At 68.9% G+C, this 25,518-nt stretch carries 22 protein-coding genes and 2 pseudogenes; 21 read left to right on the top strand and 3 right to left on the bottom strand.

Going from position 1 to position 25,518, the window contains the following annotated elements:
- The 5 genes and pseudogenes from Q0C41_RS01950 to Q0C41_RS01970 form a co-directional block, all read left to right on the top strand.
- A pseudogene (locus Q0C41_RS01950) lies at positions 1-493 on the top strand (hypothetical protein); the annotation flags it as partial.
- Positions 490-2,313, top strand: coding sequence for a GspE/PulE family protein (locus Q0C41_RS01955; RefSeq protein WP_291980762.1), 1,824 nt, complete (start codon positions 490-492; stop codon positions 2,311-2,313). The pseudogene Q0C41_RS01950 and the gene Q0C41_RS01955, both read left to right, overlap by 4 nt.
- Positions 2,314-3,078, top strand: coding sequence for a protein phosphatase 2C domain-containing protein (locus tag Q0C41_RS01960; RefSeq protein WP_291980763.1), 765 nt, complete (start codon positions 2,314-2,316; stop codon positions 3,076-3,078). It begins immediately after the preceding gene.
- 122 nt (positions 3,079-3,200) lie between these two features.
- Positions 3,201-3,692, top strand: coding sequence for a hypothetical protein (locus Q0C41_RS01965; RefSeq protein WP_291980764.1), 492 nt, complete (start codon positions 3,201-3,203; stop codon positions 3,690-3,692).
- A complete protein-coding gene (locus Q0C41_RS01970; RefSeq protein ID WP_291980765.1) occupies positions 3,693-4,055 on the top strand; it encodes a DUF192 domain-containing protein in 363 nt (120 codons plus the stop codon). It begins immediately after the preceding gene.
- Between the two features lie 15 nt (positions 4,056-4,070).
- Here Q0C41_RS01970 and mmuM read toward each other — a convergent pair whose 3' ends face one another.
- Complete coding sequence (gene mmuM, locus Q0C41_RS01975) at positions 4,071-5,009, bottom strand: homocysteine S-methyltransferase (protein WP_291980766.1); 939 nt, start codon at positions 5,007-5,009, stop codon at positions 4,071-4,073.
- 65 nt (positions 5,010-5,074) lie between these two features.
- On the opposite strand from mmuM, the gene Q0C41_RS01980 reads away from it, so the two are divergent.
- Positions 5,075-7,759, top strand: coding sequence for a DUF6797 domain-containing protein (locus tag Q0C41_RS01980; RefSeq protein ID WP_291980767.1), 2,685 nt, complete (start codon positions 5,075-5,077; stop codon positions 7,757-7,759).
- The gene (locus tag Q0C41_RS01985) at positions 7,756-9,240 is read left to right on the top strand and encodes a sulfatase (protein ID WP_291980768.1); all 1,485 of its coding nucleotides are present in this window, start codon (positions 7,756-7,758) and stop codon (positions 9,238-9,240) included. The genes Q0C41_RS01980 and Q0C41_RS01985 overlap by 4 nt, the downstream gene beginning before the upstream one ends.
- Positions 9,241-9,279: 39 nt before the next feature.
- Here the strand turns inward: Q0C41_RS01985 and Q0C41_RS31315 are convergent.
- Positions 9,280-9,477, bottom strand: a pseudogene (locus tag Q0C41_RS31315) (thioredoxin family protein); the annotation flags it as partial.
- Between the two features lie 12 nt (positions 9,478-9,489).
- A complete protein-coding gene (locus Q0C41_RS01990; RefSeq protein WP_291980769.1) occupies positions 9,490-9,915 on the bottom strand; it encodes a hypothetical protein in 426 nt (141 codons plus the stop codon).
- Between the two features lie 193 nt (positions 9,916-10,108).
- Here Q0C41_RS01990 and Q0C41_RS01995 point away from each other — a divergent pair, with 193 nt between their 5' ends.
- From Q0C41_RS01995 to Q0C41_RS02060, 14 genes are all read left to right on the top strand, one after another.
- A complete protein-coding gene (locus Q0C41_RS01995; RefSeq protein ID WP_291980770.1) occupies positions 10,109-10,855 on the top strand; it encodes an SDR family NAD(P)-dependent oxidoreductase in 747 nt (248 codons plus the stop codon).
- 79 nt (positions 10,856-10,934) lie between these two features.
- The gene (gene arsS, locus Q0C41_RS02000) at positions 10,935-11,888 is read left to right on the top strand and encodes an arsenosugar biosynthesis radical SAM (seleno)protein ArsS (RefSeq protein ID WP_291980771.1); all 954 of its coding nucleotides are present in this window, start codon (positions 10,935-10,937) and stop codon (positions 11,886-11,888) included.
- Positions 11,885-12,619, top strand: a complete 735-nt coding sequence (locus Q0C41_RS02005; protein ID WP_291980772.1) for a DUF2461 family protein — start codon at positions 11,885-11,887, stop codon at positions 12,617-12,619. The genes arsS and Q0C41_RS02005 overlap by 4 nt, the downstream gene beginning before the upstream one ends.
- Positions 12,620-12,925: 306 nt before the next feature.
- Positions 12,926-13,576, top strand: a complete 651-nt coding sequence (locus Q0C41_RS02010) for a cytochrome c3 family protein (protein WP_291980773.1) — start codon at positions 12,926-12,928, stop codon at positions 13,574-13,576.
- A 97-nt stretch (positions 13,577-13,673) separates the two neighbouring features.
- Entirely contained in the window at positions 13,674-16,805 is a 3,132-nt protein-coding gene (locus tag Q0C41_RS02015; RefSeq protein ID WP_291980774.1) for a TAT-variant-translocated molybdopterin oxidoreductase, read from the top strand.
- A gap of 75 nt (positions 16,806-16,880) precedes the next feature.
- Entirely contained in the window at positions 16,881-18,263 is a 1,383-nt protein-coding gene (gene nrfD, locus Q0C41_RS02020) for an NrfD/PsrC family molybdoenzyme membrane anchor subunit (RefSeq protein WP_291980775.1), read from the top strand.
- Positions 18,256-18,807: a DUF3341 domain-containing protein gene (locus Q0C41_RS02025; RefSeq protein ID WP_291980776.1), complete on the top strand. Its 552-nt coding sequence runs from the start codon at positions 18,256-18,258 to the stop codon at positions 18,805-18,807. Before nrfD ends, Q0C41_RS02025 begins: the two co-directional genes overlap by 8 nt.
- Before the next feature lie 2 nt (positions 18,808-18,809).
- Positions 18,810-19,484, top strand: coding sequence for a cytochrome c (locus Q0C41_RS02030; RefSeq protein ID WP_291980777.1), 675 nt, complete (start codon positions 18,810-18,812; stop codon positions 19,482-19,484).
- Positions 19,477-20,664 carry a hypothetical protein gene (locus Q0C41_RS02035; RefSeq protein ID WP_291980778.1) on the top strand — a complete coding sequence of 396 codons (1,188 nt, stop codon included), beginning with the start codon at positions 19,477-19,479 and terminating at the stop codon, positions 20,662-20,664. The genes Q0C41_RS02030 and Q0C41_RS02035 overlap by 8 nt, the downstream gene beginning before the upstream one ends.
- Positions 20,654-21,208: a hypothetical protein gene (locus Q0C41_RS02040; RefSeq protein WP_291980779.1), complete on the top strand. Its 555-nt coding sequence runs from the start codon at positions 20,654-20,656 to the stop codon at positions 21,206-21,208. Before Q0C41_RS02035 ends, Q0C41_RS02040 begins: the two co-directional genes overlap by 11 nt.
- 59 nt (positions 21,209-21,267) lie before the next feature.
- Positions 21,268-22,161 carry an SCO family protein gene (locus Q0C41_RS02045; protein ID WP_291980780.1) on the top strand — a complete coding sequence of 298 codons (894 nt, stop codon included), beginning with the start codon at positions 21,268-21,270 and terminating at the stop codon, positions 22,159-22,161.
- Positions 22,162-22,170: 9 nt separating this feature from the next.
- A complete protein-coding gene (gene coxB / locus Q0C41_RS02050; protein ID WP_291980781.1) occupies positions 22,171-23,157 on the top strand; it encodes a cytochrome c oxidase subunit II in 987 nt (328 codons plus the stop codon).
- A gap of 96 nt (positions 23,158-23,253) precedes the next feature.
- The gene (gene ctaD / locus Q0C41_RS02055) at positions 23,254-24,813 is read left to right on the top strand and encodes a cytochrome c oxidase subunit I (protein ID WP_367079086.1); all 1,560 of its coding nucleotides are present in this window, start codon (positions 23,254-23,256) and stop codon (positions 24,811-24,813) included.
- Between the two features lies 1 nt (position 24,814).
- Positions 24,815-25,471: a cytochrome c oxidase subunit 3 gene (locus Q0C41_RS02060; RefSeq protein WP_291980783.1), complete on the top strand. Its 657-nt coding sequence runs from the start codon at positions 24,815-24,817 to the stop codon at positions 25,469-25,471.
- Positions 25,472-25,518: the final 47 nt, after the last annotated feature.

Below are 25,518 nucleotides of genomic sequence, written 5' to 3' on the forward strand. Positions count from 1 at the left end.
AGCGCGCCCGAAGCGGACCGCGCCGGCGGTTCCGAAGGACAACCCGACGGTCGTCGCCCGGTACGAGGAGGGGCGCCGCGCTCTCGGCGCCAACCGCTTCGCCGAGGCCGAGCGTGCGTTCCAGGCCGTGCTTTCGCAGCAGCCCGCCTTCCGCGATGCGGCCGCGTTGCTCCAGCAGGCCCGAGACGGTCAGGCCGCCGCGCGCGCGCAGGCGCTCACCGACGCCCAGGCCCTCGAGGCCAACGGCGACTGGGCACGGGCCATCGCGGCCTACGAGCGGGCCGGGGCTGGCGATCAGGCCGCGGCCGCCCGCACCAAGATGACGGCCGCCGGCGACGACGCGTATCGCAAGGCGCGGCAGTTCGATGCGCGCAACAGGCCGACGGAGGCCATCGGCTGGTACCAGCGTGCCGTCGACTGGCTGCCCGAGAGCGACGGGCGAAAGGCCTCGGCCCGGGAACGCCTGGCGGCCCTGAAGGGGGGCGGCGAGTGACCGACGCCGAGCTCGATGCCCGGCTCGGCGAGCTGCTGGTGTCCTCGAAGGCGCTCGACAGCTCGCGCGTGGACACGGCGAAGGTCTACCAGCAGTCGCGCGGCGGCACGCTGGCCGGCGCCGTGCTGGCGCTCAATCTCGCGACCGACAAGGTCGTCCGCATGCTGCTCGAGGAGATCACGGGCATCAAGACGGTCGATCCGTCGCTGATGACGGTCTACCCGGACTTCCTCGAGCGCGTCAACACGCTGATCCCGGCGCAGGTCTGGCTGGCGATGATGGCCTTCCCGGCGCAGATGGAGGTCAATCGCCTCCACGTCTGCCTGCTCAATCCGACCGACGCCCGCTATCGGCGCAGCCTCGAGTCGCTCTCCGGGTGTCAGGTCGTGCCGCTGCTGGCCACCGAGCCGGCGGTGACCGCCGCCCTCACGAAGCACTACGCGGCAGCCTTGCAGGGGCAGTCGCTGCGCCACACCGGCGAGGCGTCGCTGGCCAGCGCGGAGGCCGCGTATCAGCAGGCGATCGGTGTGCCGTTCACGCAGTACGTCGACGGTGCCGCGTCGTTCGCCAATCGCACCCGCGACACCCTGGGCCAGGGCGCCCAGGGGCTGGAGCTGCTGGCGCGCGAACCGGTGATCATCCGGCTCGTCCACCAGATGATCGCCCGCTCGGTCGAGGCCGGCGCCAGCGACATCCACGTCGAGCCGTCGGAAGGCCGCCTGCGCGTCCGCGCGCGCGTCGATGGCGCCCTGCGCGTGCTGCACGACCTGCCGCCGTCGGTCATCCTGCCGGTCTCCGCGCGTCTCAAGGCCATGGCCGACGTGCCGCTGACCGCCGCCAGTGCGCCCATCGACGCCCGCATCGGCTACGACCTGGTGTGGGGGCGTCCCGTCGACTTGCGCTTCTCGCTGGTGCCGTCCATCTCCGGCGAGAAGGTCGTGATGCGCGTGCTGGATCGCGCGCGGCAGCGCCGCGATCTCGGCGACCTCGGGGTCGATCCCGAGACGAAGGCCCTGCTCGAGGAAGCGTCCGATCTGCCCAACGGCCTGTTGCTGGTCACCGGTCCCACGGGCAGCGGCAAGAGCTCGACGCTCTACGCCCTCCTCGACCGGCTCAACACCGAGGACGAGTGCATCCTGACGGCGGAGGATCCGGTCGAGTCGCGCATCCTCGGCGTCACCCAGGTGCAGTGCGACGCGGAAGAACTCACCTACGCGATGGTGCTGCGCAGCTTCCTGCGGCAAGATCCCGACGTCATCATGGTCGGCGAGGTGCGTGACGCCGAGACCGCCGACATCGCCCTGAAGGCGGCCCTCACCGGCCACATGGTGCTGTCCAGCCTGCACACCAACGACGCGGCCGGCGCCGTGCTGCGATTGCTGAACATGGGTCTCGAATCGTTCATCGTCGCCTCGTCGCTGCGACTGGTCGTGGCGCAGCGACTCGTCCGTCGCCTGTGCCGCGAGTGCGCGGTGCCGCAGGAGATCGACGTGCGCACTCATCCGCTGACCGCGTCCTACGAGCGGCTCCATCACCACGGTCGCGTCACCATCCGCGAGCCGCACGGCTGCCCGGCCTGCGGCGGCGCCGGCTATCGCGGCCGCACGGGCATCTTCGAAGTGCTGAAGATCTCCGCGGCCATCGAGGACCTCGTCATGCGCCGCGCCTCGGTCTCGGAAATCCGGTCCCAGGCCTATCGGGACGGCATGCGCACGCTGCGCGAGGCCGCGCTCTCGAAGGTCCTGGCCGGCGAAACATCCCTGGCCGAGGTGCTCGAGCACACGGTCGCCGTCGACATGCCCGTCGCCGTTCCTGCCTGAATGCGAGCCAGTGCCATCGTGACCCTTGGCGGCAGTGCCACCGACCGCGGCCCCGTGCGCGAGGTCAACGAAGACCGCGTGCTGTGTGACGACCGTCTCGGCATCTACGCGGTCTTCGACGGCGTCGGCGGCCACAACGCCGGCGAGGTCGCCGCGCAGCTGGCCCTCGAGACCCTGGCCGGCTACATCGCCCGCTCGGCCACCGATGCCGACGACGACACGTGGCCGCTCGGGTGGGACCCGCGCTTCTCGGCGACCTCGAATCGCCTGCGCACGGCTGTCGTGCTCGCCAACCAGCGGGTGCATCTGGCCGCGCAATCGGACCCGGCGCTGCAGGGCATGGCGACCACCGTCGCCGCCGTGCTCGTGGCCGGCAACATCGTCTCCTTTGCGCACGTGGGAGACAGTCGCATCTACCGGCTCGATCCGGGGCCGTCCCGCCTCCTCACGGAAGACGATGCGGCCACCGTCGACCAGCTCGATGCGGCGGGCGAACGGATCGGGTCGCGGCGCGCCCTGACGCGCGCCCTCGGTGCCGAGAGCGAGGTCACGCCGTCGATGGCCGAGATGCCGGCGCCGGCGCGCATCCGGCTGCTGCTCTGCAGCGATGGACTGCACGGCGTGGTGGGACTCGAGGAGATCGATCCCGAGGCATACGTCGGCGCCCCGCACGAGGTCGCCACGCGGTTGATGACACAGGCCATCGACGCCGGTACTCGTGACAATGTCAGCGTCCTCGTCGTGGACGTGGGAGAGAAAGCGTGAACTGCACGAACGGGAATCGGGAACCGGCAATCGGGAACCGGAACGCCACTGGGAGGGACGCCTCGTCGAGGCGTCCGTTCCTCCGCCGCATCGCCGCATGCGGCATCGCGGCGGCCGCGATCATGCCTGGCGTCGCCCCGGCGCAACCCCTGCCGGCCAAGGACACGCAGCCCTACAAGAGCCTCGTCTACAACGTCGCCTTCAGCTACCCCAGGAAGGACTGGGTCGCGGTGCCGGCCACGGGCGGCAACATCGCGCTCCTGATGGAGAAGAAGGGCGAGGCCAGTCTCGCCCTCGACTTCCAGGTGCTGCGCGTGGCCCTCGAGCCCGACGAGATCGACGACACGTTCAAGGAGATCGAGCTCGAGCAGCTCACGCAGCGCGCGCCCCACGCCCGCGTCGTCAGCAGCGCGCTCAGTGAGCTCGGGGGCCACAAGGTGATCGTGATCCGCTACGGTGCCAGCGGGCTGACCGGTGACCTCGACGTGACGCAGTACAGCATCGTCAACGGCGCGTCGCTGTACCGGCTGACGTGCGCGGCGACGCGCGCGACCGCCGTCAAGCATGGCCGCGCCTGCGAGACGGTCGCGAGCACGCTGGTCGTCGGGCAGTAGGTGTCTGCCTCGGCACCCAGACGCCGCGTCGTCGGACCGCAGGGTCGCCTCGTTGGCACGGTCGTCGAGGCGCGTACGCCCTGGACGCGGATGGTCGGCCTCCTCGGCCACCGTCATCTCCCTGTGGGCGATGGCCTGCTGCTCGCCCCCGCCTGGTCCATTCACACCTGGTTCATGCGGATGCCGATCGACGTGGTGTTCCTCGATGCCGACGGCGTGGTGCTCCGCGTCTTCCCGGACCTCCCCGCGTGGCGCCTCGTCTCGGGGACGCGTCGGGCGCGGACCGTGCTCGAGTTCGGTGCCGGGACGCTGGCCGTGACGCCGCTGGTGCCCGGCGATCGCGTGGACCTCGAGCGAGTGTAGAGGGCCGCGATCGGCCTATGCCTTCCGGGGTGCCGCCATGGTCGTGCGCCCGTCGACGATCTCGCGGACCCGGCGGATGTCCGCGGGGGTGGTGCGGCAGCATCCCCCGAGCCACGACGCTCCGGCGTCGATCCACTCCTCCACCCACGTGGTGAAGCGGGTGGCGGTGCCCTCCCAACAGTGGGCATGGGCGTTCCACACCTCGCCGGAATTCGGGTACACGACGATCGGCTTGGCCGTCGCCAGGCCGATGGCGTGCACGAGGGAGGTCACGAGGACCGGGTCCACGCAGTTGATCCCGAGCGCCTCCACCTGTGGCTCCGCGTCGAGGAACCGCGCACAGTCCGCGATCGCGTCACCGGCGGACGTGTGCGCGCCGTCGCGACAGGTGAAGGTGACCCACGCCCGGGCGGACGGGTGCTCGTGCAACACGCGGACGATGGCCCGAGCCTCGAGCAGGGAGGGGATCGTCTCGCAGGCGAGCAGGTCCGGTGCGGCGCCCAGAAGCGTGGCCAGGCGCGGACGGTGAAACGCGGCCAGCGCGTCTTCCTCCAGCCCGTAATCACCGCGATACTCCGACCCGTCGTGGAGGGTGGCGCCATACGGCCCGATGGAGGCGGCGACACGCAGGGCCCGGCCGGACTCCGGCTGGCGGGCGTGGAATCGGTCGCGCGCCGAGCGTGCCAACGCCACGGAACGCTGCAGGAGGGCATCGGCGTCCTCGAGCGAGTAGCCGTGTGCGGCGAAGCCGGCGCCACTCGCCTGGTAGCTGGCGGTCGTGGCGAAGTCGGCGCCGGCCTCGAAGTAGGCGAGGTGCACGGCCTCGATGGCGTCGGGAGCATCGGCGAGCAGCCGGGCCGACCAGAGGGCATCCGCAAGGTCGAAGCCGCGGGCCTCGAGTTCGGTGGCGAGGCCGCCGTCGAGGACCGTCAGGCACGTATCCGGGTGCACCATCAACGCATTGTGCCGCACGTGCGACCGTGCGAGCGGCGCTCCATGTCGCGGTACGATCAGCGACCGTGCCGATCTCGATGTATCCACGCCGTGCGATGACGGCGACCCTCGTCTGCGCGCTGTTGAGCCTCGCTGCCGGCCTCGCGGCTCGCGTCCAGACACCACAGGCGCCGGCCGTCCCGCGCCCCGACTGGGGGCCGTGGCTCGAAGACGACGCACCCTTCTTCTCGTCGGTGCTCGACGCGCGCGGTGCGGGAGCATCCTTCCCCGGCAACAACCTCTCGCCCCGCACCCTCGTGCTGCCTGCGGGTGAGGGCCACTGGGTGGCCTTCGACACCGATCTCCTGCGCGTCGCCGCCGCCTGGACGGGCAAGGGCGTGACGCCCACGGCCCTCGCGCCGGGCTCCTATCACCAGCCGAACCGGAAGACCCCGGCAGGGCAGAAGGCCCTGCCCGAACCGGACGGTCGCGTGCTGATTGCCAACGGCCTCTACCCGGGCTGGCAGGTGGGCGAGCGCCCCGTCCTCGAGGACCCGCGCGCACCGGCGCCTTCAGTGGAAGAAGTCGGACGCGGGCCGGTGGCCGCCGATGTCGGGCGCTTTACGGCCGTCCGGTTGACGCGCGAGGGGGCCGTCCTCGAGTACGAGGTCGCGGGCAGCCCGGTGCAGGAGTGGATCACGGGCGCCACCGGCCGTCCCGATGTCGTCATCCGGCGGTTCGAGATCGGCGCGACCACGCAGACGACATGGCTGCTGCTGGGTGTGCCTGCGCCGGGCGCAGAGGTCAGTCTCGCGGCGGCCGGGGCGCAGCGGCCCGTGCTCGAGCGCCTTGCCGGACGCGACGGTGCCGCCGGTGTCCAGGTGGTCCGCATCCCGGCACACGCCGCGGCCCGTCGCTTCGCCGTGGCCACGTTCACGGGCGCGGCGCCACCCATCGCGCTGCGCACCCTGCCGTCGACACCGCCAGCACCACGCTGGCCGCAGGTGGTCACCACCACCATCGCGCCCTCGACGTCCACCGACGCCTATGTCGTCGACGACGTGCCGTTGCCGGTGGAGAACCCGTGGAAGCGTGCGGTGCGGGTGAGTGACATCCAGTTCCTCGCCGATGGCACCGGCGCGTGCGTGACACTCGACGGCGATGTGTGGCTGGTGCGAGGACTCGCCTCGCTGGGAGGTCTCGTGCAGTGGCGTCGCTTCGCGTCGGGGCTGCACGAGCCCCTGACGCTGGCGATCCGCGACGAGCAGATCCACGTCTTCGACCGCAATGGCGTGTGGCGCCTGCGCGACACCGACGGCGACGGCGAGGCCGACAGGCACGAGCTGTTCTCCAACGCGTTCGCGCAGACGGCCGATACGCGCGAGTTCCCCAGCACGATTCGCCTTGGTCCCGGCGGCGAGTTCGTCATCGCCAAGGGGGGCCAGGAAGCGACCACCATTGGCAAGCACAACGGCAGCGTGCTCCGTCTCTCCGCCGACGGCCGATCGTCGACGGTGCTGGGCTACGGCCTGCGCCAGCCGCAACTGGCCGTGCACCCGCAGTCCGGACTGGTCACGGCGAGCGACCAGCAGGGGCACTACATCCCGAGTACCCCGCTGCACATCGTGCGCGACCGTCAGTTCTACGGGTTCCTCAGCGACATCCTGCCCAAGGAGTCCTATCCGGCGCCAATCGCGGCGCCACTGACGTGGATTCCGCACGACGTCAACGCCTCGGCCATGTCGCAGGTGTGGATGCTGGACTCGCGGATGGGCCCGATCGACAACGGTCTCGTGCACATCGGCTACAACCGGCCCGAGCTGTTCCGCGTGCTGCTCGATCTCGACCGCCCGGTGCCGCAGGCCGCCGTTGTCAGTCTCACCACCGCGTTCGACTACCCGCCGCTCAACGGCGCGGTCAATCCGGACGACGGGCAGCTCTACATCGCGGGCTTCCAGATCATCGGCTGGGGCACGACGGCGACACGGCTGGCGGGACTCGGTCGTGTGCGCTACACCGGCGCGCCGGTCACGGTGCCGCGGCAGGTCACGCCGATGCGCGAGGGGGTGCTGCTGCGCTTCGACGTCGCCCTCGATCCGAAGGCGGCCTCGGACGTGGCCAGCTACTCGGCATCGACCTGGGGCTATCTGCGGACGCCGAAGTACGGGTCGCCGCGCTACAAGGCCGACGGCACCGCCGGCGTCGACACGCTCGTGCCGGGCCGGGCGTACGTGTCGGCCGACGCGCGCGCCGTCTTCGTCACGATGCCAGACATGAAGCCGGTGATGCAGTTGAAGGTGGCCTGGGCGATCCGGGCGCGTGATGGGCGCGCCGTCACGGGCGAGGCCTACACGACGCCCTACACGCTGACGACGTTCAACCCGCGCGCCGAAGGCTTCGGCGATGCGGTGATCGATCTGACGCGACGCGAGGCCCAGGCCCCGCCGACCGTGACTGCGGCGCCGACGCTGGAGGAGGGCCGCGACATCTTCGTGAAGTACGGCTGCCTGGCGTGTCACGCGACCGAGCGCGGGGCCGCCATCAAGCTCGGCCCGACGTTGGCCGGCATCTTCGGGGCATCCCGCCCAATCACGGGACGGACCACGCCCGTCATCGCCGACGAGGCCTACATCCGTCAGTCCCTCCGCGAACCCTCCGCGGCGATCGTCGTCGGCTTCGATCGGGGTGGCAGTGGCATGCCCAGCTTCGCCGGCGTGCTGTCGGATGCGCAGGTGGAGTCGGTGGTGCTGTTCCTGAGGAGCCTGAAATGATCGCGCGTCGGTCGCTGGTCCTGCTGTGGCTGCTGGTCGGGGTCGTCACGGTCACGGACGTCCCACGCGCCCAGCCTGTCGACCCGGCGGCGCGCCGTCCCAACATCCTGGTCATCCTCACCGACGACCAGCGCTGGGATGCCCTTGGCGTCGTGCAGCGCGAGCAGGGCGAGGGCGCGCTGTTCCCGTGGCTCCGCACGCCCAATCTCGATCGCCTCGCGGCCGAGGGCGCCCGTTTCAGCAACGCCTTCGTCACGACGTCGCTGTGCTCACCGAGCCGTGCGTCGTTCCTGAGTGGCCGCTACGCGCGCCGCCACCAGGTGCTGAACAACTTCACCGAGTATCCCGACGACCTGCCGAGCTATCCGCGTCGCCTGCAGCAGGCCGGTTACGAGACCGCCTACATCGGCAAGTGGCACATGGGCGAAGACAACGACGCCCAGCGTCCCGGCTTCGATCACTGGATGAGTCACCGCGGGCAGGGGAACTACTTCGACAACGAGTTCAACATCGATGGCACCCGGCGACGCCTCGATGGCTACTACACCACCGTCGTCACCGATCACGCCGTGCAGTGGATCGGCCGCGCGCACGCGAAGCCATGGATGCTGGTGCTCGGGCAGAAGGCGCCTCACGGCGGGCCGATCCAGCCCGAGCCGCGCTTCGCGCGCGCGTTCGACGGCGCCCCCGTGCGCACCCCGCTCAACTACGACAGCTACCGCGCCGCCGATGGCAAACCGGCCTGGCTCGAGCAGAGCCTCGACACGTGGCACGGCGCGAAGGGGCCACTCTACGACCTGAAGCAGCACGACACCTTCGTGCGGACCTATCTGGCGACGCTGCTGTCGGTGGACGAAAGCGTGGGCCGCGTCTACGAGGCCTTGCGCGCCTCAGGGCAGCTCGACGACACCGTCATCGTCTTCACCAGCGACAACGGCTTCGTGCTGGGCGAACACGGTCGGGTCGACAAGCGGACGATGTACGAGGCGAGCATCAGGGTGCCGCTGCTGGTGCGGTACCCGCGTCTGGTGAAGGCCGGGACGGCGGTGCCCCAGATGGTGCTCAGCCACGATCTCGCGCCGAGCCTCGTCGCGATCGGCGGGGCGCCGCCGCTGGCCGACGTGTCGGGCCGTTCGTTCGTGCCGCTGCTGTCTGGCGGTGCCGCCGACTGGCGGACCGCGTTTCTCTACGAGTACAACTACGAAAAGCAGTTTCCCTACACGCCCAACGTGCGCGGCGTGCGCACGGATCGGTGGAAGCTGATTCGCTATCCGCACGGGGACGGATCACCCGATCGGTTCACCGCGGAGCTCTACGACCTGCAGCAGGATCCCCACGAGTTGCGCAACCTGATCGCCGACCCGGCGCACGCGGCCCGGCGACGAGAGCTCGAGGCGCTCTTCGAGCAGGTCTCGCGCGAGGCGGGCCCCGACCGCATGCCGGTCTACGACGGCATCGTCAACGTACGGCCGGTGCACTAGGAGACTCAGGGCTCAGGGCTCAAGTCCTGAGACCTGAGCCTATCCGTTCACCACGGTCTCGACGAACTGGGCCTCGGGCACCGCGCCGAGGATGTCGGCGCTTTCGTTGATGACCGTCTTGGGGACACCCGAGACGCGGAAGCGCCGGACGAGTTCCGGATACTCGACCGCGGAGATCGCGGCCGTCGTGATCAGATCGCTCTCGAGAGCGAGCTGCCATCCCAGGCGGACCGCCCGGGGACAGTGCGGTCACGTGGGTGTCGAGAAGATCTGCAGCGCGCGCGGCTCGGTCAGCGTGGCCACGAGCGCGCGTGCTTCCTCCGACAGGCCCGAGTCCCCGGAGGAGGCCAGCAGGATGCCCTCGAGCAGTGACAGCAACTCGTAGCCGTCCGGTGCGCCGTAGCTGCGCAGGCCGCGATCGCGGTCGCCGATGATCGCCACACCGGGCGCCGCCACGATGCCGTAGCGGTCGACGTCCTCGGTGTCGAGGACCATGTTCTTCTCGTCCACCGTGATCAGCGGATTGGCCCGAGGCAGATCCTCGAGGATGCGCTTGGTCGTGGCGCACGTGTCGCAGCCGAACGTCTGCAGGAACAGGACGAGCCGCACGGGGTTCGTCATGCCGGCCAGCCGCTCGGTCAGGGCTTTCATCTCTTCGTCGCTGAAGTAACTCACCCCACCAGTCTACCCGGGCCCTCCCTGCCCTTTCCCTTCCCTGCCCCTCTTCCCCTCTCTTCCTCCTTCCTCCTTCCTCCTTCGCCCTTCCCCCTTCAGCCGTGAGCCGTGAGCCGTGAGTTGTGAGCCCCGAGCCCTGAGCCCTGAGCCCCGATCCTCCCGTCCCTCCTGCGCGTCCTACCCCACTGTGACCATGGTGAATGCGGACGGCTCGGTGCCGGTGATGCTGGTGACCGGGGGGAGTGGGGGCATCGGCCAGGCGCTGGTGCGGCGTCTGCGCACGCAGGGCTGTCACGTCGTCGTGGCGGCGCGGGACGCGGCCCGACTGCAGGCGTGGGCCGACGAGGTCGGCGCCGAAGCCGTGCCGACCGACGTCACGATGACCCCGGCCGTGGACGCGCTGGTCGCGGGCGTGCTCGAGCGCCATGGGCGCATCGACGGCGTTGCCCACTGCGTCGGTTCGATCGTGCTCAAGCCGCTGCACCTGACGAGCGACGAGGAGTGGGAGCGGACGCTGCAGCTGAATCTCACCTCGGCGTTCCGGCTGATGCGGGCGGTGGTGGCGAAGCATCGGGCCCCGGTCAGCATCGCGCTCGTCTCCACCTCGGCCGCCGCCGTCGGCCTGCCGAACCACGAGGCCATCGCCGCGGCCAAGGCGGGCCTCGAAGGCCTGGTGCGCGCGGCCGCCGCGACCTACGCGAGCCGTGGGGTCAGGGTGAACGCGGTGGCCCCGGGCCTCGTGCGGACGCCCCTGGCGGCGAGAATCACCGGCAGCGAGGCGGCCCTGAAGACCTCGCTGGCCCTGCACCCGATCGGCCGCATCGGCGAGCCCGACGATGTGGCGGCGATGCTGGAGCATCTGCTGCACCCGTCGCACTCGTGGATCACGGGCCAGGTCATCGGCGTCGACGGCGGTATGTCCACGCTCCGTCAGATGTAGCCGTCGACCTTCAGGTCGACGGTCAGTGATGTCCGAACGCCCAACGACTCATCGTGCTCGGGTACCCTTGAAACTCCAGATGCCCACGTTCCACGAGGCCATCGTCGACGCCACCGGAGGCCCGCTGCTGCCGGCCTCCATCGCGACCGTCCAGGTGAACATCGGCCTGGCCTGCAACCTGGCGTGCCTGCACTGCCATGTCGAGAGCGGCCCGAAGCGCACCGAAGCGATGACGCGCGAGACGCTGCTGTCGGTGCTGGCGGCCGTGCGGTCGAGCGGCGCCGGGGTCGTCGACATCACCGGGGGCGCGCCCGAGATGCACCCGGACTTCCGGTGGTTTGTCGACGAGAGCCTGGCCCTCGGGGCGCAGGTGATGGTGCGGACGAACCTGACCATCCTGCTCGACGAGGGCCATGAGGACCTGCCGGGCTGGTTCGCTGCGCGCGGGGTACACCTGGTGGCGAGCCTGCCCTGCTACACCCAGGCGAATGTCGATGCCCAGCGCGGGCGCGGCACGTTCGAGGGGTCGATCGAGGCGCTTCGCCGACTCAACGAGGTCGGGTACGGGCAGCGGCCGGCGTTGCGACTCGACCTCGTCTACAACCCGGGCGGGACGGGGCTGCCCGGACCGCAGGCGGCGCTCGAGGCGGACTACCGGCGGCGTCTCGCCGACGACTGGGGCCTGACGTTCACGCGCCTGCTCACGATCACGAACATGCCGATCGGACGCTTTGCCCGCGACATCGACCGTGACGGGCGGCTCGCGCCTTACGTGGACACGCTGGCGGCGGCCTTCAACCCGGCGACGGTGGACGCGCTGATGTGTCGGCACCAGTTGCACGTGGCGTGGGATGGTCGGCTCTACGACTGCGACTTCAACTACGCGATTGGTCTCGGCGCCGACGACGCGGGCGGGGCACACATCGCCGACTTCGAGCCGACGCGGTTCCTCGCCCGGCGCATCGCCACGCGCGCGCACTGCTTCGGGTGCACGGCCGGCGCCGGGTCCAGCTGTGGGGGCGCCCTCGCATGACGGCCAAGAAGATGGGTAGGGCCCTACCCTCTCGGCCGTTGTCGCCATTCTCGGGGTTCCCGAAGGACACCGTCACCTTCCTGCGCGCGCTGGCGCGCAACAACACCGAGACGTGGCTCGAGGCCAACCGCGCCCGGTACGAGGCGGCGTTGCTCACGCCTGCCAGGCAGTGCGTGGTGGCGGTCGGCGAGGCGCTGCATGCCGAGGGATGCCGGGTGGTGGCGGATCCGCGGGTCAACGGGTCGATCTTCCGGATCGCCCGTGATCGGCGGTTCCGGCCAGACGCCCCGCCGTACAAGACACACCTGGCGATGCTGTGGTGGGCCGAGGGGGTGCGCATGGCACAGCCCTCGTTCTACCTGCAGATCAACGGCAAGGGGGTCGAACTCGGCGTCGGGCTGCCCGAGGTGCCACGCGAGCAGCTGCCGGCGTTCCGGCGGTGGCTGGTCGAAGGCGACCATGCCGCCCGGTTCCTCGGCGCGATGGAGGCCGCAGGGCCCGGCGTCGAGTGGTCGATGAGGCAGCTCGCGCGTCCGCCACTGGAGTTCCGGGCGCTCGAGGGCGATGTGGCGCAGGCGGTGCGGTACACCGGGGGCTGGGGTGGATGGACGCTGCCCGCGCATCCCCCCGAGCTGTTCACGCCCGACTGCGCGGCGTGGTTGGTGGCGCGGTGTCGCCCGCTGATGCCGTTCTGGCGGGTGTTCACCGAGGCCGTGTCGGCGGGACGGTGAGGGAGACGCCGCGGAGGGTGTCCCTGTCTGAAGGGCGGTTCAGTTTGGCGTTGACAGCTTGTGAAACTTTTCACATTATCGGGAGCGTGCGCAGGCTGGCGGCCGGCGCACCCGCGACCTGGGGGCGTTGCGTCACCCGGGTCGAGGTGTCTACACCTATCCTTGTGCAGTCGATGGGGCCGGAACGCGCGGGATTTCCTGCGGAACTGGCCAAATCGGGCGTGTGTGGCGTCCGATTCCGCTGATTCTGTGACAGAATACGCGCCGCCTCGCGCGTCCGGCGTGAGGTGTGTCGCTTCCTGAACCATGAGCCAGATCTTCCCGCGCAGCGCCAACGCGATCGTCCGCTTCTCCCTGGTTGGGGTCCTGCTCTTTGGTGGGCTGGTGGCCTCGATCATCGGGATGTCGATGCGATCCGACTATGTGACCGGCGCCAATTCGAACGTCGATCAGCCCGTGCAGTTCAGCCACCTGCATCACGCCGGCGGCATGGGCATCGACTGCCGGTACTGTCACACGTCGGTCGAGCAGGCCGCCTCGGCGAACATTCCGCCGACCAAGACGTGCATGAACTGTCACAGCCAGATCTGGGCGCAGAGCCCGTATCTGGAGCCCGTGCGGGCGAGCTGGAAGACGGGCGAGTCGCTGGTGTGGACCAGGGTCCACGACCTGCCCGACTTCGTCTACTTCAATCACTCGATCCACGTGAAGAAGGGCATGGGCTGCGAGACCTGCCATGGCCGCATCGACAAGATGCCGGGCATCCAGCAGAAGAGCTCGTTGCAGATGGAGTGGTGTCTCGACTGTCACCGCAATCCCGAGAAGTTCGTGCGTCCGCGTGAGGCCGTCTTCACGATGGGGTACGAGCCCGAGGGGGATCAGCTCGAAGTCGGCCGCAAGCTGGTGCAGGAATACAAGATTCAGAGTCTGACGACCTGTTCGACGTGCCACCGGTGAGGATGTCCGGGAGTGCGTGCGTGACGACTGGGTACGGTCGTCCCGCGTGGTCGTCTGCCCGCTGCCGGCCCGGGGCCGTCAGCCTCCGTTGCGAACCATGAGTGATATCGATCTGTCGGCCATCCGCGCCCGGCTCGCCTCGGCTTCGGGTCCCACGTTCTGGCGCAGCCTGGACGAGGTTGCCGAGACCCCGGAGTTCCAGCAGTACCTGCAGCGCGAGTTCCCCGAGAACGCGGCGGAATGGAGCGATCCCGCGGGGCGGCGACAGTTCCTGAAGCTGATGGGGGCCTCGCTCGCGCTGGCTGGCGTGACGGGCTGTACCCGCCAGCCGACCGAGCACATCGTTCCCTACGTGACCCCGCCCGAGGGTTACGTCCCCGGCAAGACGCAGCTGTTCGCGACGTCCATGCCGCGCGATGGCTACGCGGAGCCGGTGCTCGCCGTGAGTCATCACGGACGCCCGATCAAGATCGAGCCCAACCCGGAGCATCCGGCCGGCGGCGGCACCAGCCGCTACGCCCAGGCCTCGATTCTCGGGTTGTACGATCCCGACCGCTCGCAGTCGTTGACGTATCGCGGCGAGATTCGTTCCTTCACCGACTACCAGGCCGCGATGGCCGGCGCCCTCGTGGCGCAGCAGGCGGTGGGTGGCGCGGGATTCCGCATCCTGACGGGCACCATCACCTCGCCGACGCTGCTGTCGCAGATCGAGGCGGTCCTCAACATCTATCCGGAAGCGCGCTGGATCCAGTACGAGCCCGTCGGGCGTGACGGCGTCGTCGAGGCCCTGGCCGCGGCCTTCGGCCAGCGCGTCGAGCCGGTCCTGTCGCTCGAGAACGCCGACGTGATCCTGTCGCTCGACGGCGACTTCATGGACTGCGGCCCCGGCGAGATTCGCAACGCCCGGACCTTCGTCGACCGTCGCCGCCTCGAGAACGGCGCGACGACGATGAACCGGCTCTACATGGTGGAGAGCCGCACGAGCAACACCGGCACGAAGGCCGACCACCGCCTCCCGGTGCGTGCCGTCGACGTGGACGGCGTGGCGCGCGCGGCCGCCGCCAAGCTGGGCGTGGCTGGCGTGGCGGCGGGTCCGCTGCCGCCGAAGGTGACGCAGGCCTGGATCGACGCCGTGGCGGCCGACCTGCAGGCGGCTGGCGCGAAGGCGCTCGTCGTCGCGGGCGATCAGCAGTCGGCGGCCGTGCAGGTGCTGGCTGCGGCCATGAACCAGGCGCTCGGGGCGGTGGGCTCGACGGTGAACTACTTCCCGTCGCAGGCCGCACGCGTCGAGGGCCGGACCGGCGCGCTCGGCGAACTGGTGGGCGACATGGCGGCCGGCAAGGTCGACCTGCTCCTGGTGCTCGACGCCAACCCGGTGTACGACACGCCTGTGGACCTCGGGTTCGCCGACCAGTTGCAGAAGGTGGCCGTGCGCGTCCATGCCGGCCTCTACGCCGACGAGACCGCCGAGCTCTGCCAGTGGCACGTGCCGCTGGCGCACTACCTCGAGAGCTGGAGCGACCTGCGTGCCGCCGACGGCACGGTGTCGATCACGCAGCCGCTGATCAACCCGCTGTACGACACGGCGCGCAGCGCGCACGAAGTGCTCGCCGCCTTTGGCGACAACCCGGCGGCCACCGCGTTCGAGACGCTCAAGGGCTACTGGGAGAACGCCTTCGGCGCCGGGGCGTTCACGGCGCCCGACGGCGCGGCGTTTGCCAGCTTCGACAAATTCTGGCGTCGCGCCGTGCACGATGGCTTCATCACGGGGACGGCCGCGGCCCCGGTGGCCCTCGGCGCGCCGGCCGCCGTGCCCGCGGCTCCGACGGCTCCGGCCGCGGACGCCCTCGAAGTCACCTTCAGCGCCGACGCGAGCGTGCACGACGGGCGTTTCGCGAACAATCCCTGGCTGCAGGAACTACCCAAGCCGCTCAACAAGGTGACCTGGGACAACGTCATCATCATGAGCCCGCGCACCGCCGAGGCCCTCGGCATCGCGGCGCAGAAGATGACGAAGTACCAGGCCACGGTGGCCACGGTCACCCTCAACGGCCGCTCGGTGACGGGCCCGGTGTGGGTGCAGGTCGGGCATCCGGATCAGTCGGTCAACCTGCAGCTCGGCTACGGCCGGACGCGTGCGGGCCGGGTGGCGACGGGCATCGGCTACAACGCGAACCTGGTGCGGCGGTCGACGGCGCCCTTCTTCGCACTCGGGGCGCAGGTGCAGGCGACGGGCGATACGTACACGATCGCCAGCACGCAGATGCACTTCAACATGGAGCAGCGTGCGGTCGTCCGCACCGCCGCGCTCCCGGTGTACAAGGCCGAGCCCACCTTCGCGCAGCACATGACGCATGTCCCCAAGTACGAGGACACGCTGCATGGGAACGAGTGGCAGTACGACGGCTACAAGTGGGGCATGATCATCGACCTCAACGCCTGCGACGGCTGCAATGCCTGCGTCGTGGCGTGCGTGTCGGAGAACAACATCCCCGTCGTGGGCAAGCAGCAGGTCGCCACGGGGCGCGAGATGCACTGGATTCGCATCGACCGCTACTACGAGGGCGACCTCGACAACCCCACGGTCCACGATCAGCCCCTCACCTGCATGCAGTGCGAGAACGCACCGTGCGAGGTGGTGTGTCCCGTCGCCGCGACGGTGCACAACCAGGAGGGGTTGAACGACATGGTCTACAACCGCTGCGTGGGCACGCGCTACTGCGCCAACAACTGCCCCTACAAGGTGCGGCGGTTCAACTTCCTGCTCTACGCCGACTGGGATACCAAGGCCCTCAAGATGGCGCGCAACCCGGAAGTCACGGTGCGCAGCCGCGGCGTGATGGAGAAGTGCACCTACTGCGTGCAGCGCATCAACTCGGCGCGCATCACGGCCAAGGTCGAGGACCGGCGCATCCGCGACGGCGAGGTGCGCACCGCGTGCCAGAGCGCCTGCCCGACCCAGGCCATCCACTTCGGTGACCTGAACGACCCCGAGAGCCGCGTCGCCAAGCTGCGCAAGGAGCCGCGCAACTACGGCCTGCTCGAGGATCTCAACACGCGGCCCCGCACGACGTACCTGGCGGCGGTGCGCAATCCCAACCCGGTGCTCTCTCCGGAGGCGGCTCACGTGCCAGCGCATGGCGGTGGGCACGCGCCTGCGACGGGCGCGGCGGGCGACGGCTCCGGGGCGAGCGGCAAGGCCGCCGAATCCGGGGCAGCAACGCACTAGGAACAACATGTGGCTGGCGCGCCCGCGAGGCGCCCGGCCGCTGATGCGGCATTCAGGACAGGACGCGAGGCAACCGTGCTAGACCACGCGAAGGAAGAAGTCCCGGGAGCGCGCTATCTGGCGCCAGGGCACAACTTCGGGTCGATCTCAGACAAGATCGCCGGGATCATCACGGGGCGTACGCCCTTCAGCTGGTTCATCGGATTCCTGATCGGCTTCAGCGTCCTGCAGCTGCTGCTGGTCTCGATCACGTACCTGCTCTTCAAGGGCACGGGCATCTGGGGTCTCAACAACCCGGTCGGCTGGGGCTTTGCCATCATCAACTTCGTCTGGTGGATCGGCATCGGTCACGCCGGCACGCTGATCTCGGCCATCCTCATGCTGTTCCGGCAGCACTGGCGGACCTCGATCAACCGCGCCGCCGAGGCGATGACGGTCTTTGCCGTCGCCTGCGCGGCCATCTTCCCGATCTTCCACACCGGTCGTCCCTGGCTGGCGGCCTACTGGCTGTTGCCCTACCCCAACACGATGGCGCTGTGGCCGAACTTCCGCAGCCCGCTCATCTGGGACGTGTTCGCGGTCTCCACCTACGCCACCGTCTCGATCGTGTTCTGGTACGTCGGCCTCATTCCCGACCTGGCGACGATGCGCGATCGGGCCAAGTCGCCGATCGCCCAGCGCCTGTACGGCCTGTTCGCGCTCGGCTGGCGCGGGTCGGCCCTGCACTGGCAGCGCTATGAGACCGCCTCGCTCATGCTGGCCGGTCTCAGCACCCCGCTGGTGCTCTCCGTGCACACGGTCGTGAGCTTCGACTTCGCCGTCTCGGTCATCCCGGGCTGGCACGCGACGATCTTCCCGCCGTACTTCGTCGCTGGCGCCATCTACGCCGGCTTCGCGATGGTGCTGACCCTGATGATCCCGATGCGCGCCATCTACGGCCTGCACGACTTCATCACCGAGCGGCACATCGACAACATGGCCAAGGTGACGCTGGCCACCGGCCTGATCGTCTTCTACGGCTACTGCATGGAGGCGTTCTTCGGCTGGTACAGCGCCAACCAGTTCGAGCAGTTCATGATCACCAACCGCATGAACGGCCCGTACGCCGGCTACTACTGGGCGCTGATCTTCTGCAACGGTGTCGTGCCCCAGCTGCTGTGGTCGAAGAAGATCCGCACCTCCGTGCTGCCGCTCTTCGGCGTCTGCATGGCGGTCAACGTCGGCATGTGGCTCGAGCGCTTCGTCATCGTCGTGACGTCGCTGCACCGCGACTACCTGCCCAGCTCGTGGGGGATGTACTACCCGACGGTGTGGGACTGGAGCACGTTCATCGGCACGATGGGCCTGTTCCTGACCCTGTTCTATCTCTTCATCCGTGTGCTGCCCATGATTTCGATCTTCGAGGTCCGCACGCTGACGCCGGCTGCTCACGCCAAGGGGGACGGTCACCATGGCTGAGGTGCAGCAGGCGCCCGCGCTGCATGGCGTGATGGCGGAGTTCGCCGATGGCACCGAGCTGGTCCGTGCGGCCAAGGCGGCCTACGCCGACGGCTACCGGCAGATGGATGCCTATACCGCGGCGCCGATCCACGGCCTGGCCGAAGCGCTCGGCCACGACGACCGCCGCGTGCAGAAGATGACCTTCACGGGCGGGGTCCTCGGCTTCCTCGGGGGCTTCTCGCTCTGTTACTGGACGTCGGTGATCGACTACCCGCTGAACATCGGCGGGCGTCCGCTCAACAGCTGGGTGGCCTTCTCGATTCCGACCTACGAGACGACGATTCTGCTCGCCGCCCTGGCGACGGCCGGCGGCATGCTGGCGCTCAACGGGCTGCCGATGCACTACCACCCGGTGTTCAACGTCGAGGCCTTTCGCAAGACGGCGTCGAGCACGGGCTTCTTCCTGTGCATCGAGTCCACGGACCCGCGCTTCGACGTCGCTCGCACGCGGGCGTTCCTCGAGGGGCTGCACCCGAAGGCGATCAACGAGGTGAACGCGTAGCCATGGCGATCGCACTGACCCACGCGCGGACGGCTCGGCGAGCCGTCCCTCCCAGCCGCGCCGCACTGGCCGTCGTGCTGCTGTCCGCCGCCCTCATCACCGGGTGTCGGCAGGACATGCACGACACGCCGCGGTACGAGGCGCTCGAAGAGAGCGACTTCTTCGCCGACAAGCGCGCCATGCGCCCGATTCCGGAAGGCACCGTCGCCCGCGGCAACCTGCGCGAGGACGACGTGTACTACACGGGCAAGGTCGACGGCGAGGTCGTGCACACGCTGCCGGCGCAAATCACCGTCGACAAGGCCCTGCTCGACCGCGGCCAGCAGCGCTACAACATCTACTGCGCGCCGTGCCACTCGACGCTCGGCGACGGCAACGGCACCATCGTGCAGCGGGGCTACAAGCGGCCCGCGTCGTACCACGACCCGCGCCTGCGCAACATGGGCATCGGGTACTTCTACGACGTGATCACCAACGGCTTCGGCCAGATGCCGGACTACTCGGCGCAGGTCGCCCCGGCGGATCGCTGGGCCATCGCCGCCTACATCCGCGCGCTGCAGCTCGCCCAGGCCGGCACCATCGACGACGTGCCGGCGGCGGACCGCGGCACGCTCGACGGCGGTGCGCCCGCGGCTGCTCCCGAAGCGTCCCACGGAGGAGGGGCCGCGCATGACTGAGCCCAATCTCAACCCGGACCACTTCCAGGCGCCGCCGCAGATCGACACGCTGCAGAAGGTGGGCCTCGGTCTCGGGCTCGTCGGCCTGCTCGGCATGGCCGTCGGCTTCGCGAGCGACCACGCCCAGTTCTACAAGTCGTACCTGCTCGGCTACGTCTTCGTGCTCGGCATCCCGATCGGCAGCTTGGCGCTGCTGATGATTCACCACCTGTCGGGCGGGCGCTGGAGTCTGGCGCTGCGTCGCACGTTCGAGGCCTCGTCGCGGACGTTGCCGCTGATGGCGGTGCTGTTCCTGCCGATCATCTTCGGCATCCACGACCTCTACCACTGGTCGCACGCCGACGTGGTCGCCAACGACGCGATCCTGCGGCACAAGGCGCCGTACCTGAACCAGTCCGGCTTCATCATCCGGGCCGTCGTCTACTTCGTGGTCTGGTCGTTCCTGGCGCTGATGCTGGCGCGCTGGTCGGCGCAGCAGGACACCGAGCGCTTCCCGCTGGACCGCTTCAACAAGATCAGCGGCCCCGGCGTGCTGATCCTCGGGCTGACGGTCACGTTCGCGTCGGTGGACTGGGTGATGTCGCTCGACGCGCACTGGTTCTCGACGCTGTTCGGCCTCTGGTTCCTCGTCGGCATGGCGCTGACCGCGCTGGCCTTCTCGATCGTCGTCGCCGCGCTGCTGCACAACAACGCCAACGTCGCCAAGGCGCTGTCGACCGACCGGTTCCACGACTACGGCACGCTGCTCTACGCCTTCATCATGCTGTGGGCGTACCTGTCGTACTCGCAGTTCCTGATCATCTGGTCGGCCAACCTGCCCGAGGAGATTCCCTACTACCTGCGTCGCTTCGGCGACGGGTGGCAGGGGGTGACGCTCGTGGTGGTGGCCGGTCACTTCGTGTTGCCGTGGCTGCTGCTGCTGTTCCGCTCGAACAAGCGGACGACCAGGCGACTGGTGGCGGTGGCGTGCTTCATGCTCGTGATGCGGTTCCTCGACGTGTTCTGGCTGATTGCTCCGTGGGTCAAGCAGGGAGCGTTCGGTGTGCACTGGATGGACATCGCGGCCGTGCTCGGCGTGTTCGGCCTGTGGGTGGGCGCGTTCTGCTACCTGCTGAAGGGCCGGGCCGTGTTGCCGGTCGGCGATCCGTATCTCCCGGAGGCGTTGGCCGATGGCCACTGATCAGCATCACCACAGTTCGCACGGGGATGACGGCGCAGGGCCGCTCAACCACGAGACGACCGACATCTCGCTCGATGGCGTCGGCAAGCTGACCATCGGCTTCGTCGTCATCCTGGTGGTGGTGTCGAGCGTGATCTACGGCACCTACCGGATGCTCGACCGCCGGGCGCGGGCGGCGGACACGTCGATCTCGAAGATCAACGAAGGCCGCGGCGTCGTCGACGTGGCGAGCCAGCCCCTGATGGACAAGGCCAACGCGATGGAGGGCAGGGGCCGACAGCCCGCCGGTCCGAAGCTGTTGACCAACGAGCCGCAGTGGCTCAACGAGTACCGTGCCCGCCAGCTGACGGCGGCCACCACGTATGGGTGGGTGGACAAGGACGGCGGCGTCGTGCGCCTGCCGATCGAGCGGGCCAAGCAGTTGTTGCTCGAGCGTGGCCTGCCCGTGACAGCCGCGCCGGCAGAGGTGGTGGATCCGGCAGCTGACGCGGTTCCCGCGGCAGATGGCACGGCCCCGGCGGCTCCGGCCCCGGGCGGCAACTAGGGCGCACGGTCGGCTGTTCGCAGCCTGGCCAGGCGCCCGCTCAGGAAGTGGACGCAGACATGGACGCACTCGGCATTCTCCGGCGCGCGGCACTGGCGACCCTCGTGGTCGCGACGGTGGGCGTGTGGCCGGCCGCCGGGCAGGGCCGTGTCCAGTCGGAGGCGAGCGCGCCGTCGGATCGCAAGCCGAAGGCGCTCGAGGGGGTGACGTACGCGCAGCGCCTGGGCGACCAGGTCCCGGCCGATCTCCCGTTCGTCGACGAGACCGGCAAGGCCGTGCGTCTCGGCGACTACTTCGGGACGCGTCCGGTGGTGCTGGCGCTGGCCTACTACGAGTGCCCGATGCTCTGCACGCAGGTGCTGTCGGGCATGACGGCCGGGCTCAAGGGCCTCAACTTCACCGCCGGGCAGGAGTTCGAGGTGGTCGTGGTCAGCATCGATCCGGGCGAGGGCCCCGGGTTGGCCGCGGCGAAGAAGGCGACGTATGTCGCCCACTACGACCGCGAGGAGACGGCCGGGTCCTGGCATTTCCTGACGGGGCGGAAGGCGGACATCGATCGCCTGGCGCAGACGGTGGGCTTCTCGTACACGTACGACGAGAAGACCGACCAGTACGCGCATGCGGCGGGGCTGTCGATCCTGACGCCGGACGGTCGGATTGCGCGGTACCTGTTCGGGATCGATTTCGCGCCCCGCGATCTGCGGCTCGGGATCGTCGAGGCCAACGATCGGAAGATCGCGTCACCGATCGACACCGTGCTGCTGTACTGCTATCACTACGACCCCGCCACGGGGACGTACGGGCTGATGGCGATGCGGCTGGTGCGGACGGCGGGCGTGCTGTTCGTGCTCGCGATGGTGACGGGATGGGTGGTCCTGCGGCGCCGTGAGCGTCGCGGCCTGTACGGCGGTGCCCCGGTGGGTGTGCCGCCGGGCGCTTCACACAAGGCGTAAGTCAGAGACATGGGCGGCACCTTCACACTCTTCCCCGCGCAGGGGTCCACGCTGGCAGGTCGCGTCGACAACCTGTACTTCTTCATGCTCGCGGTCACCGTGTTCTTCACGGTGCTGGTCGCGACCCTCGTCGTCGTGCTGGCGCTGAAGTACCGGCGCCGCAAGGCCGACGACGTCGGCGCGAACATCCACGGCAGCACCGCGCTCGAGGTGATCTGGACGGCGATCCCGCTCCTCATCTCGATGGTGATGTTCGTGTGGGGCACGAGCGTCTACTTCGCCATGGCCAAGCCGCCGGCCGAGGCGATGGAGGTGTACATCATCGGCAAGCGCTGGATGTGGAAGGCCCAGCACCTGACCGGGCACCGGGAGATCAACCAGCTCCACGTCCCGGTGGGCACGCCGGTCAAGCTGCTGATCTCGTCCGAGGACGTCATCCACAGCTACTACATCCCGGCCTTCCGCCAGAAGATGGACGCCGTCCCGGGCAAGACCACGACGATGTGGTTCGAGGCCAACAAGGTCGGCACCTACCAGCTCTTCTGCGCCGAGTACTGCGGCACGCAGCACTCGGGGATGATCGGCAAGGTCGTCGCCATGGAGCCGCGCGAGTACCAGCAGTGGCTGGCCGCCGGCGCGCCGGCCGGCACGCTCACCTCGACCGGCGAACAGCAGTTCGCGACGCTCGGCTGCGTCACCTGCCACCGTGAGGATGGCAAGGGCCGCGGGCCGTCGCTGGTCGGCGTGTACGGCAAGCCGCAGCAGATGGCCAACGGCGCCACGGTGATCGCCGACGAGACGTACCTGCGCGAGTCGATCCTGAATCCGCAGGCCAAGATGGTGCAGGGCTACCAGCCGTTGATGCCGACCTACCAGGGGCAGATCAGCGAGGACGCCCTCGCGTCGCTGCTCGCGTACATCAAGTCGCTCGAGAAGCCGGACGCGACGCCCGCCCCGGGCACGTCGGACACCGCCGCCACCGCGGGCACCCACTAGGACACGGCCATGCACGAAGTCAGAACCAGCGAACTCGAGTCGTCTGCCGCGCCCACGCGGCCCGACGTCCATTACCTGAACGCGACCCACGGGCCGATGTCGTGGTTCTTCACGAAGGACCACAAGCGCATCGCGCTGCTGTACCTGTACTCGGTGTCGGCGTTCTTCCTGATCGGGGGCATCTTCGCGATGCTGATCCGCCTGGAGCTCGCCACGCCGCGTGGTGACCTGCTGACGGCCGAGACCTACAACAAGGTCTTCACCGCGCACGGCGTGATCATGGTGTTCTTCTTCCTGATCCCGTCCATCCCGGCCATCCTGGGCAACTTCCTGGTGCCGTTGATGATCGGCGCCAAGGACCTGGCCTTCCCGCGCATCAACCTCGCCAGCTGGTACCTCTACATGGCCGGCGGCCTGTTCGGCGTGGCGGCCCTGGTTTCGGGCGGCGTCGACACCGGCTGGACCTTCTACACGCCGTATTCGACCGCGGCCTCGAACACGCACGTCGTGCTGACCGGCCTCGGCGCGTTCATCGCCGGGTTCTCGTCGATCTTCACCGGCCTGAACTTCATCGTCACGATCCACACCATGCGCGCACCCGGCATGACGTGGGATCGGCTGCCGCTGTTCATCTGGTCGCACTATGCGGCCAGCCTGATCATGATCCTGGGCACGCCGGTCGTCGCGGTGACGCTGCTGATGGTGGTGCTGGAGCGGACGCTCGGCCTCGGCTTCTTCAACCCCGAGCTCGGCGGCGACCCGGTGCTGTACCAGCACCTGTTCTGGTTCTACTCGCACCCGGCCGTCTACATCATGGTGCTGCCCGGCATGGGCGTCATCAGCGAGGTCATCGCGGCGTTCTCGCGCAAGCCGGTGTTCGGCTACAAGATGGTGGCGATCGCCAGCCTCGGCATCGCCCTGGTCGGCTTCCTGGTGTGGGGCCACCACATGTTCACGACGAGCCAGTCGGTGCTCGCCGCGATGGTGTTCTCCATCCTGAGCTTCCTGGTGGCCATTCCCTCGGCCATCAAGGTCTTCAACTGGACGGCGACGCTGTACCGCGGGTCGGTGCAGCTGGCCTCGCCGATGCTCTACGCGCTCGGCTTCATCGGCCTGTTCACCATCGGCGGCCTGACGGGCCTGTTCCTGGCCGCCATCGGCCTCGACATCCACGTCCACGACACCTACTTCGTGGTGGCGCACTTCCACTACGTGATGGTGGGCGGGTCGGTCACGGCCTACCTCGGCGGCATCCACTTCTGGTGGCCCAAGATCACCGGCAAGCTGTACTCGGAGGCCTGGGCCAAGACGGCGGCGGTGCTGGTGTTCGTCGGCTTCAACCTGACGTTCTTCCCGCAGTTCGTCCTCGGCTACCTCGGCATGCCGCGTCGCTACCACGCCTACCCGGTCGAGGAGCTGTCGTGGCAGGTGCTCAACATCCTGTCGTCGGCCGGCGCTTCGATCCTGGGCATCGGGTTCCTGCTGCCCGCCGTCTACCTGACCTACTCGGCGCTGAAGGGCCAGCCCGCCGGCCCGAATCCGTGGGGCGCCTACGGTCTGGAGTGGGAGACGACGTCGCCCCCGCCGACCGCGAACTTCGAGGTCACGCCGATCGTGACCAAGCCGGCGTACTACTACGCCCCCGAGGAGCACTGAGGTGAGTCACTCGACGTCGCACGCCGCGCATCACCCGGCGCTGCAGCACCACTTCGACAACCTCGAGCAGCAGCAGAACGCCAGCATGCTCGGGATGTGGATGTTCCTGGTCACCGAAGTGCTGTTCTTCGGTGGCTTCTTCATGGCGTACATCCTGTACCGGTGGATGTACAACGCCTCGTTCCACGAGGCGAGCCATGAGCTGAACGTGTGGCTCGGCCTGTTCAACACCGCGGTCCTCATCGGCAGCTCGCTGACCATGGCCCTGGCCGTGCGGGCGAGCAAGACCGGCGAGCGCTCGCAGCTGGTGATGTTCCTGACGCTCACACTGCTCCTCGGCGGCGTCTTCCTCGGCGTCAAGGTCGTCGAGTACGCCGACAAGTTCGGTCACCATCTGGTGCCGGGCGAGCACTTCGCGTTCCACGACGCAGCCCTGAAGAACGGCGCGGAGATCTACTTCTCGCTCTACTTCGGCATGACCGGCCTGCACGCGACGCACATGATTCTCGGCGGCTTCGTCCTCGTGCCGCTCATCGTCATGGCCGCGCGCGGCAAGTTCTCGCCGGAGTGGTACACGCCGATCGAGCTGTTCGGCCTGTACTGGCACTTCGTCGACATCGTCTGGATCTTCCTGTTCCCGTTGCTGTACCTGATGTGATCGCGACGGCCGTGGGCATTGGGCCTGCGGCTTTCGATCCGTCGCAC

The sequence above is a fragment of the Luteitalea sp. genome, assembly GCF_022842525.1.
Lineage (GTDB): Bacteria > Acidobacteriota > Vicinamibacteria > Vicinamibacterales > Vicinamibacteraceae > Luteitalea.

What these genes read in the sequence shown, in the direction of transcription:
- Q0C41_RS01960 (WP_291980763.1), top strand. Translation starts at nt 2,314, where the DNA reads ATGCGAGCCAGTGCCATCGTGACCCTTGGCGGCAGTGCCACCGACCGC.
- Q0C41_RS01965 (WP_291980764.1), top strand. Translation starts at nt 3,201, where the DNA reads ATGCCTGGCGTCGCCCCGGCGCAACCCCTGCCGGCCAAGGACACGCAG.
- mmuM (WP_291980766.1), bottom strand. Translation starts at nt 5,009, where the DNA reads ATGGTGCACCCGGATACGTGCCTGACGGTCCTCGACGGCGGCCTCGCC.
- Q0C41_RS01985 (WP_291980768.1), top strand. Translation starts at nt 7,756, where the DNA reads ATGATCGCGCGTCGGTCGCTGGTCCTGCTGTGGCTGCTGGTCGGGGTC.
- Q0C41_RS01995 (WP_291980770.1), top strand. Translation starts at nt 10,109, where the DNA reads ATGGTGAATGCGGACGGCTCGGTGCCGGTGATGCTGGTGACCGGGGGG.
- arsS (WP_291980771.1), top strand. Translation starts at nt 10,935, where the DNA reads ATGCCCACGTTCCACGAGGCCATCGTCGACGCCACCGGAGGCCCGCTG.
- Q0C41_RS02005 (WP_291980772.1), top strand. Translation starts at nt 11,885, where the DNA reads ATGACGGCCAAGAAGATGGGTAGGGCCCTACCCTCTCGGCCGTTGTCG.
- Q0C41_RS02010 (WP_291980773.1), top strand. Translation starts at nt 12,926, where the DNA reads ATGAGCCAGATCTTCCCGCGCAGCGCCAACGCGATCGTCCGCTTCTCC.
- Q0C41_RS02015 (WP_291980774.1), top strand. Translation starts at nt 13,674, where the DNA reads ATGAGTGATATCGATCTGTCGGCCATCCGCGCCCGGCTCGCCTCGGCT.
- Q0C41_RS02025 (WP_291980776.1), top strand. Translation starts at nt 18,256, where the DNA reads ATGGCTGAGGTGCAGCAGGCGCCCGCGCTGCATGGCGTGATGGCGGAG.
- Q0C41_RS02030 (WP_291980777.1), top strand. Translation starts at nt 18,810, where the DNA reads ATGGCGATCGCACTGACCCACGCGCGGACGGCTCGGCGAGCCGTCCCT.
- Q0C41_RS02035 (WP_291980778.1), top strand. Translation starts at nt 19,477, where the DNA reads ATGACTGAGCCCAATCTCAACCCGGACCACTTCCAGGCGCCGCCGCAG.
- Q0C41_RS02040 (WP_291980779.1), top strand. Translation starts at nt 20,654, where the DNA reads ATGGCCACTGATCAGCATCACCACAGTTCGCACGGGGATGACGGCGCA.
- Q0C41_RS02045 (WP_291980780.1), top strand. Translation starts at nt 21,268, where the DNA reads ATGGACGCACTCGGCATTCTCCGGCGCGCGGCACTGGCGACCCTCGTG.
- coxB (WP_291980781.1), top strand. Translation starts at nt 22,171, where the DNA reads ATGGGCGGCACCTTCACACTCTTCCCCGCGCAGGGGTCCACGCTGGCA.
- ctaD (WP_367079086.1), top strand. Translation starts at nt 23,254, where the DNA reads ATGTCGTGGTTCTTCACGAAGGACCACAAGCGCATCGCGCTGCTGTAC.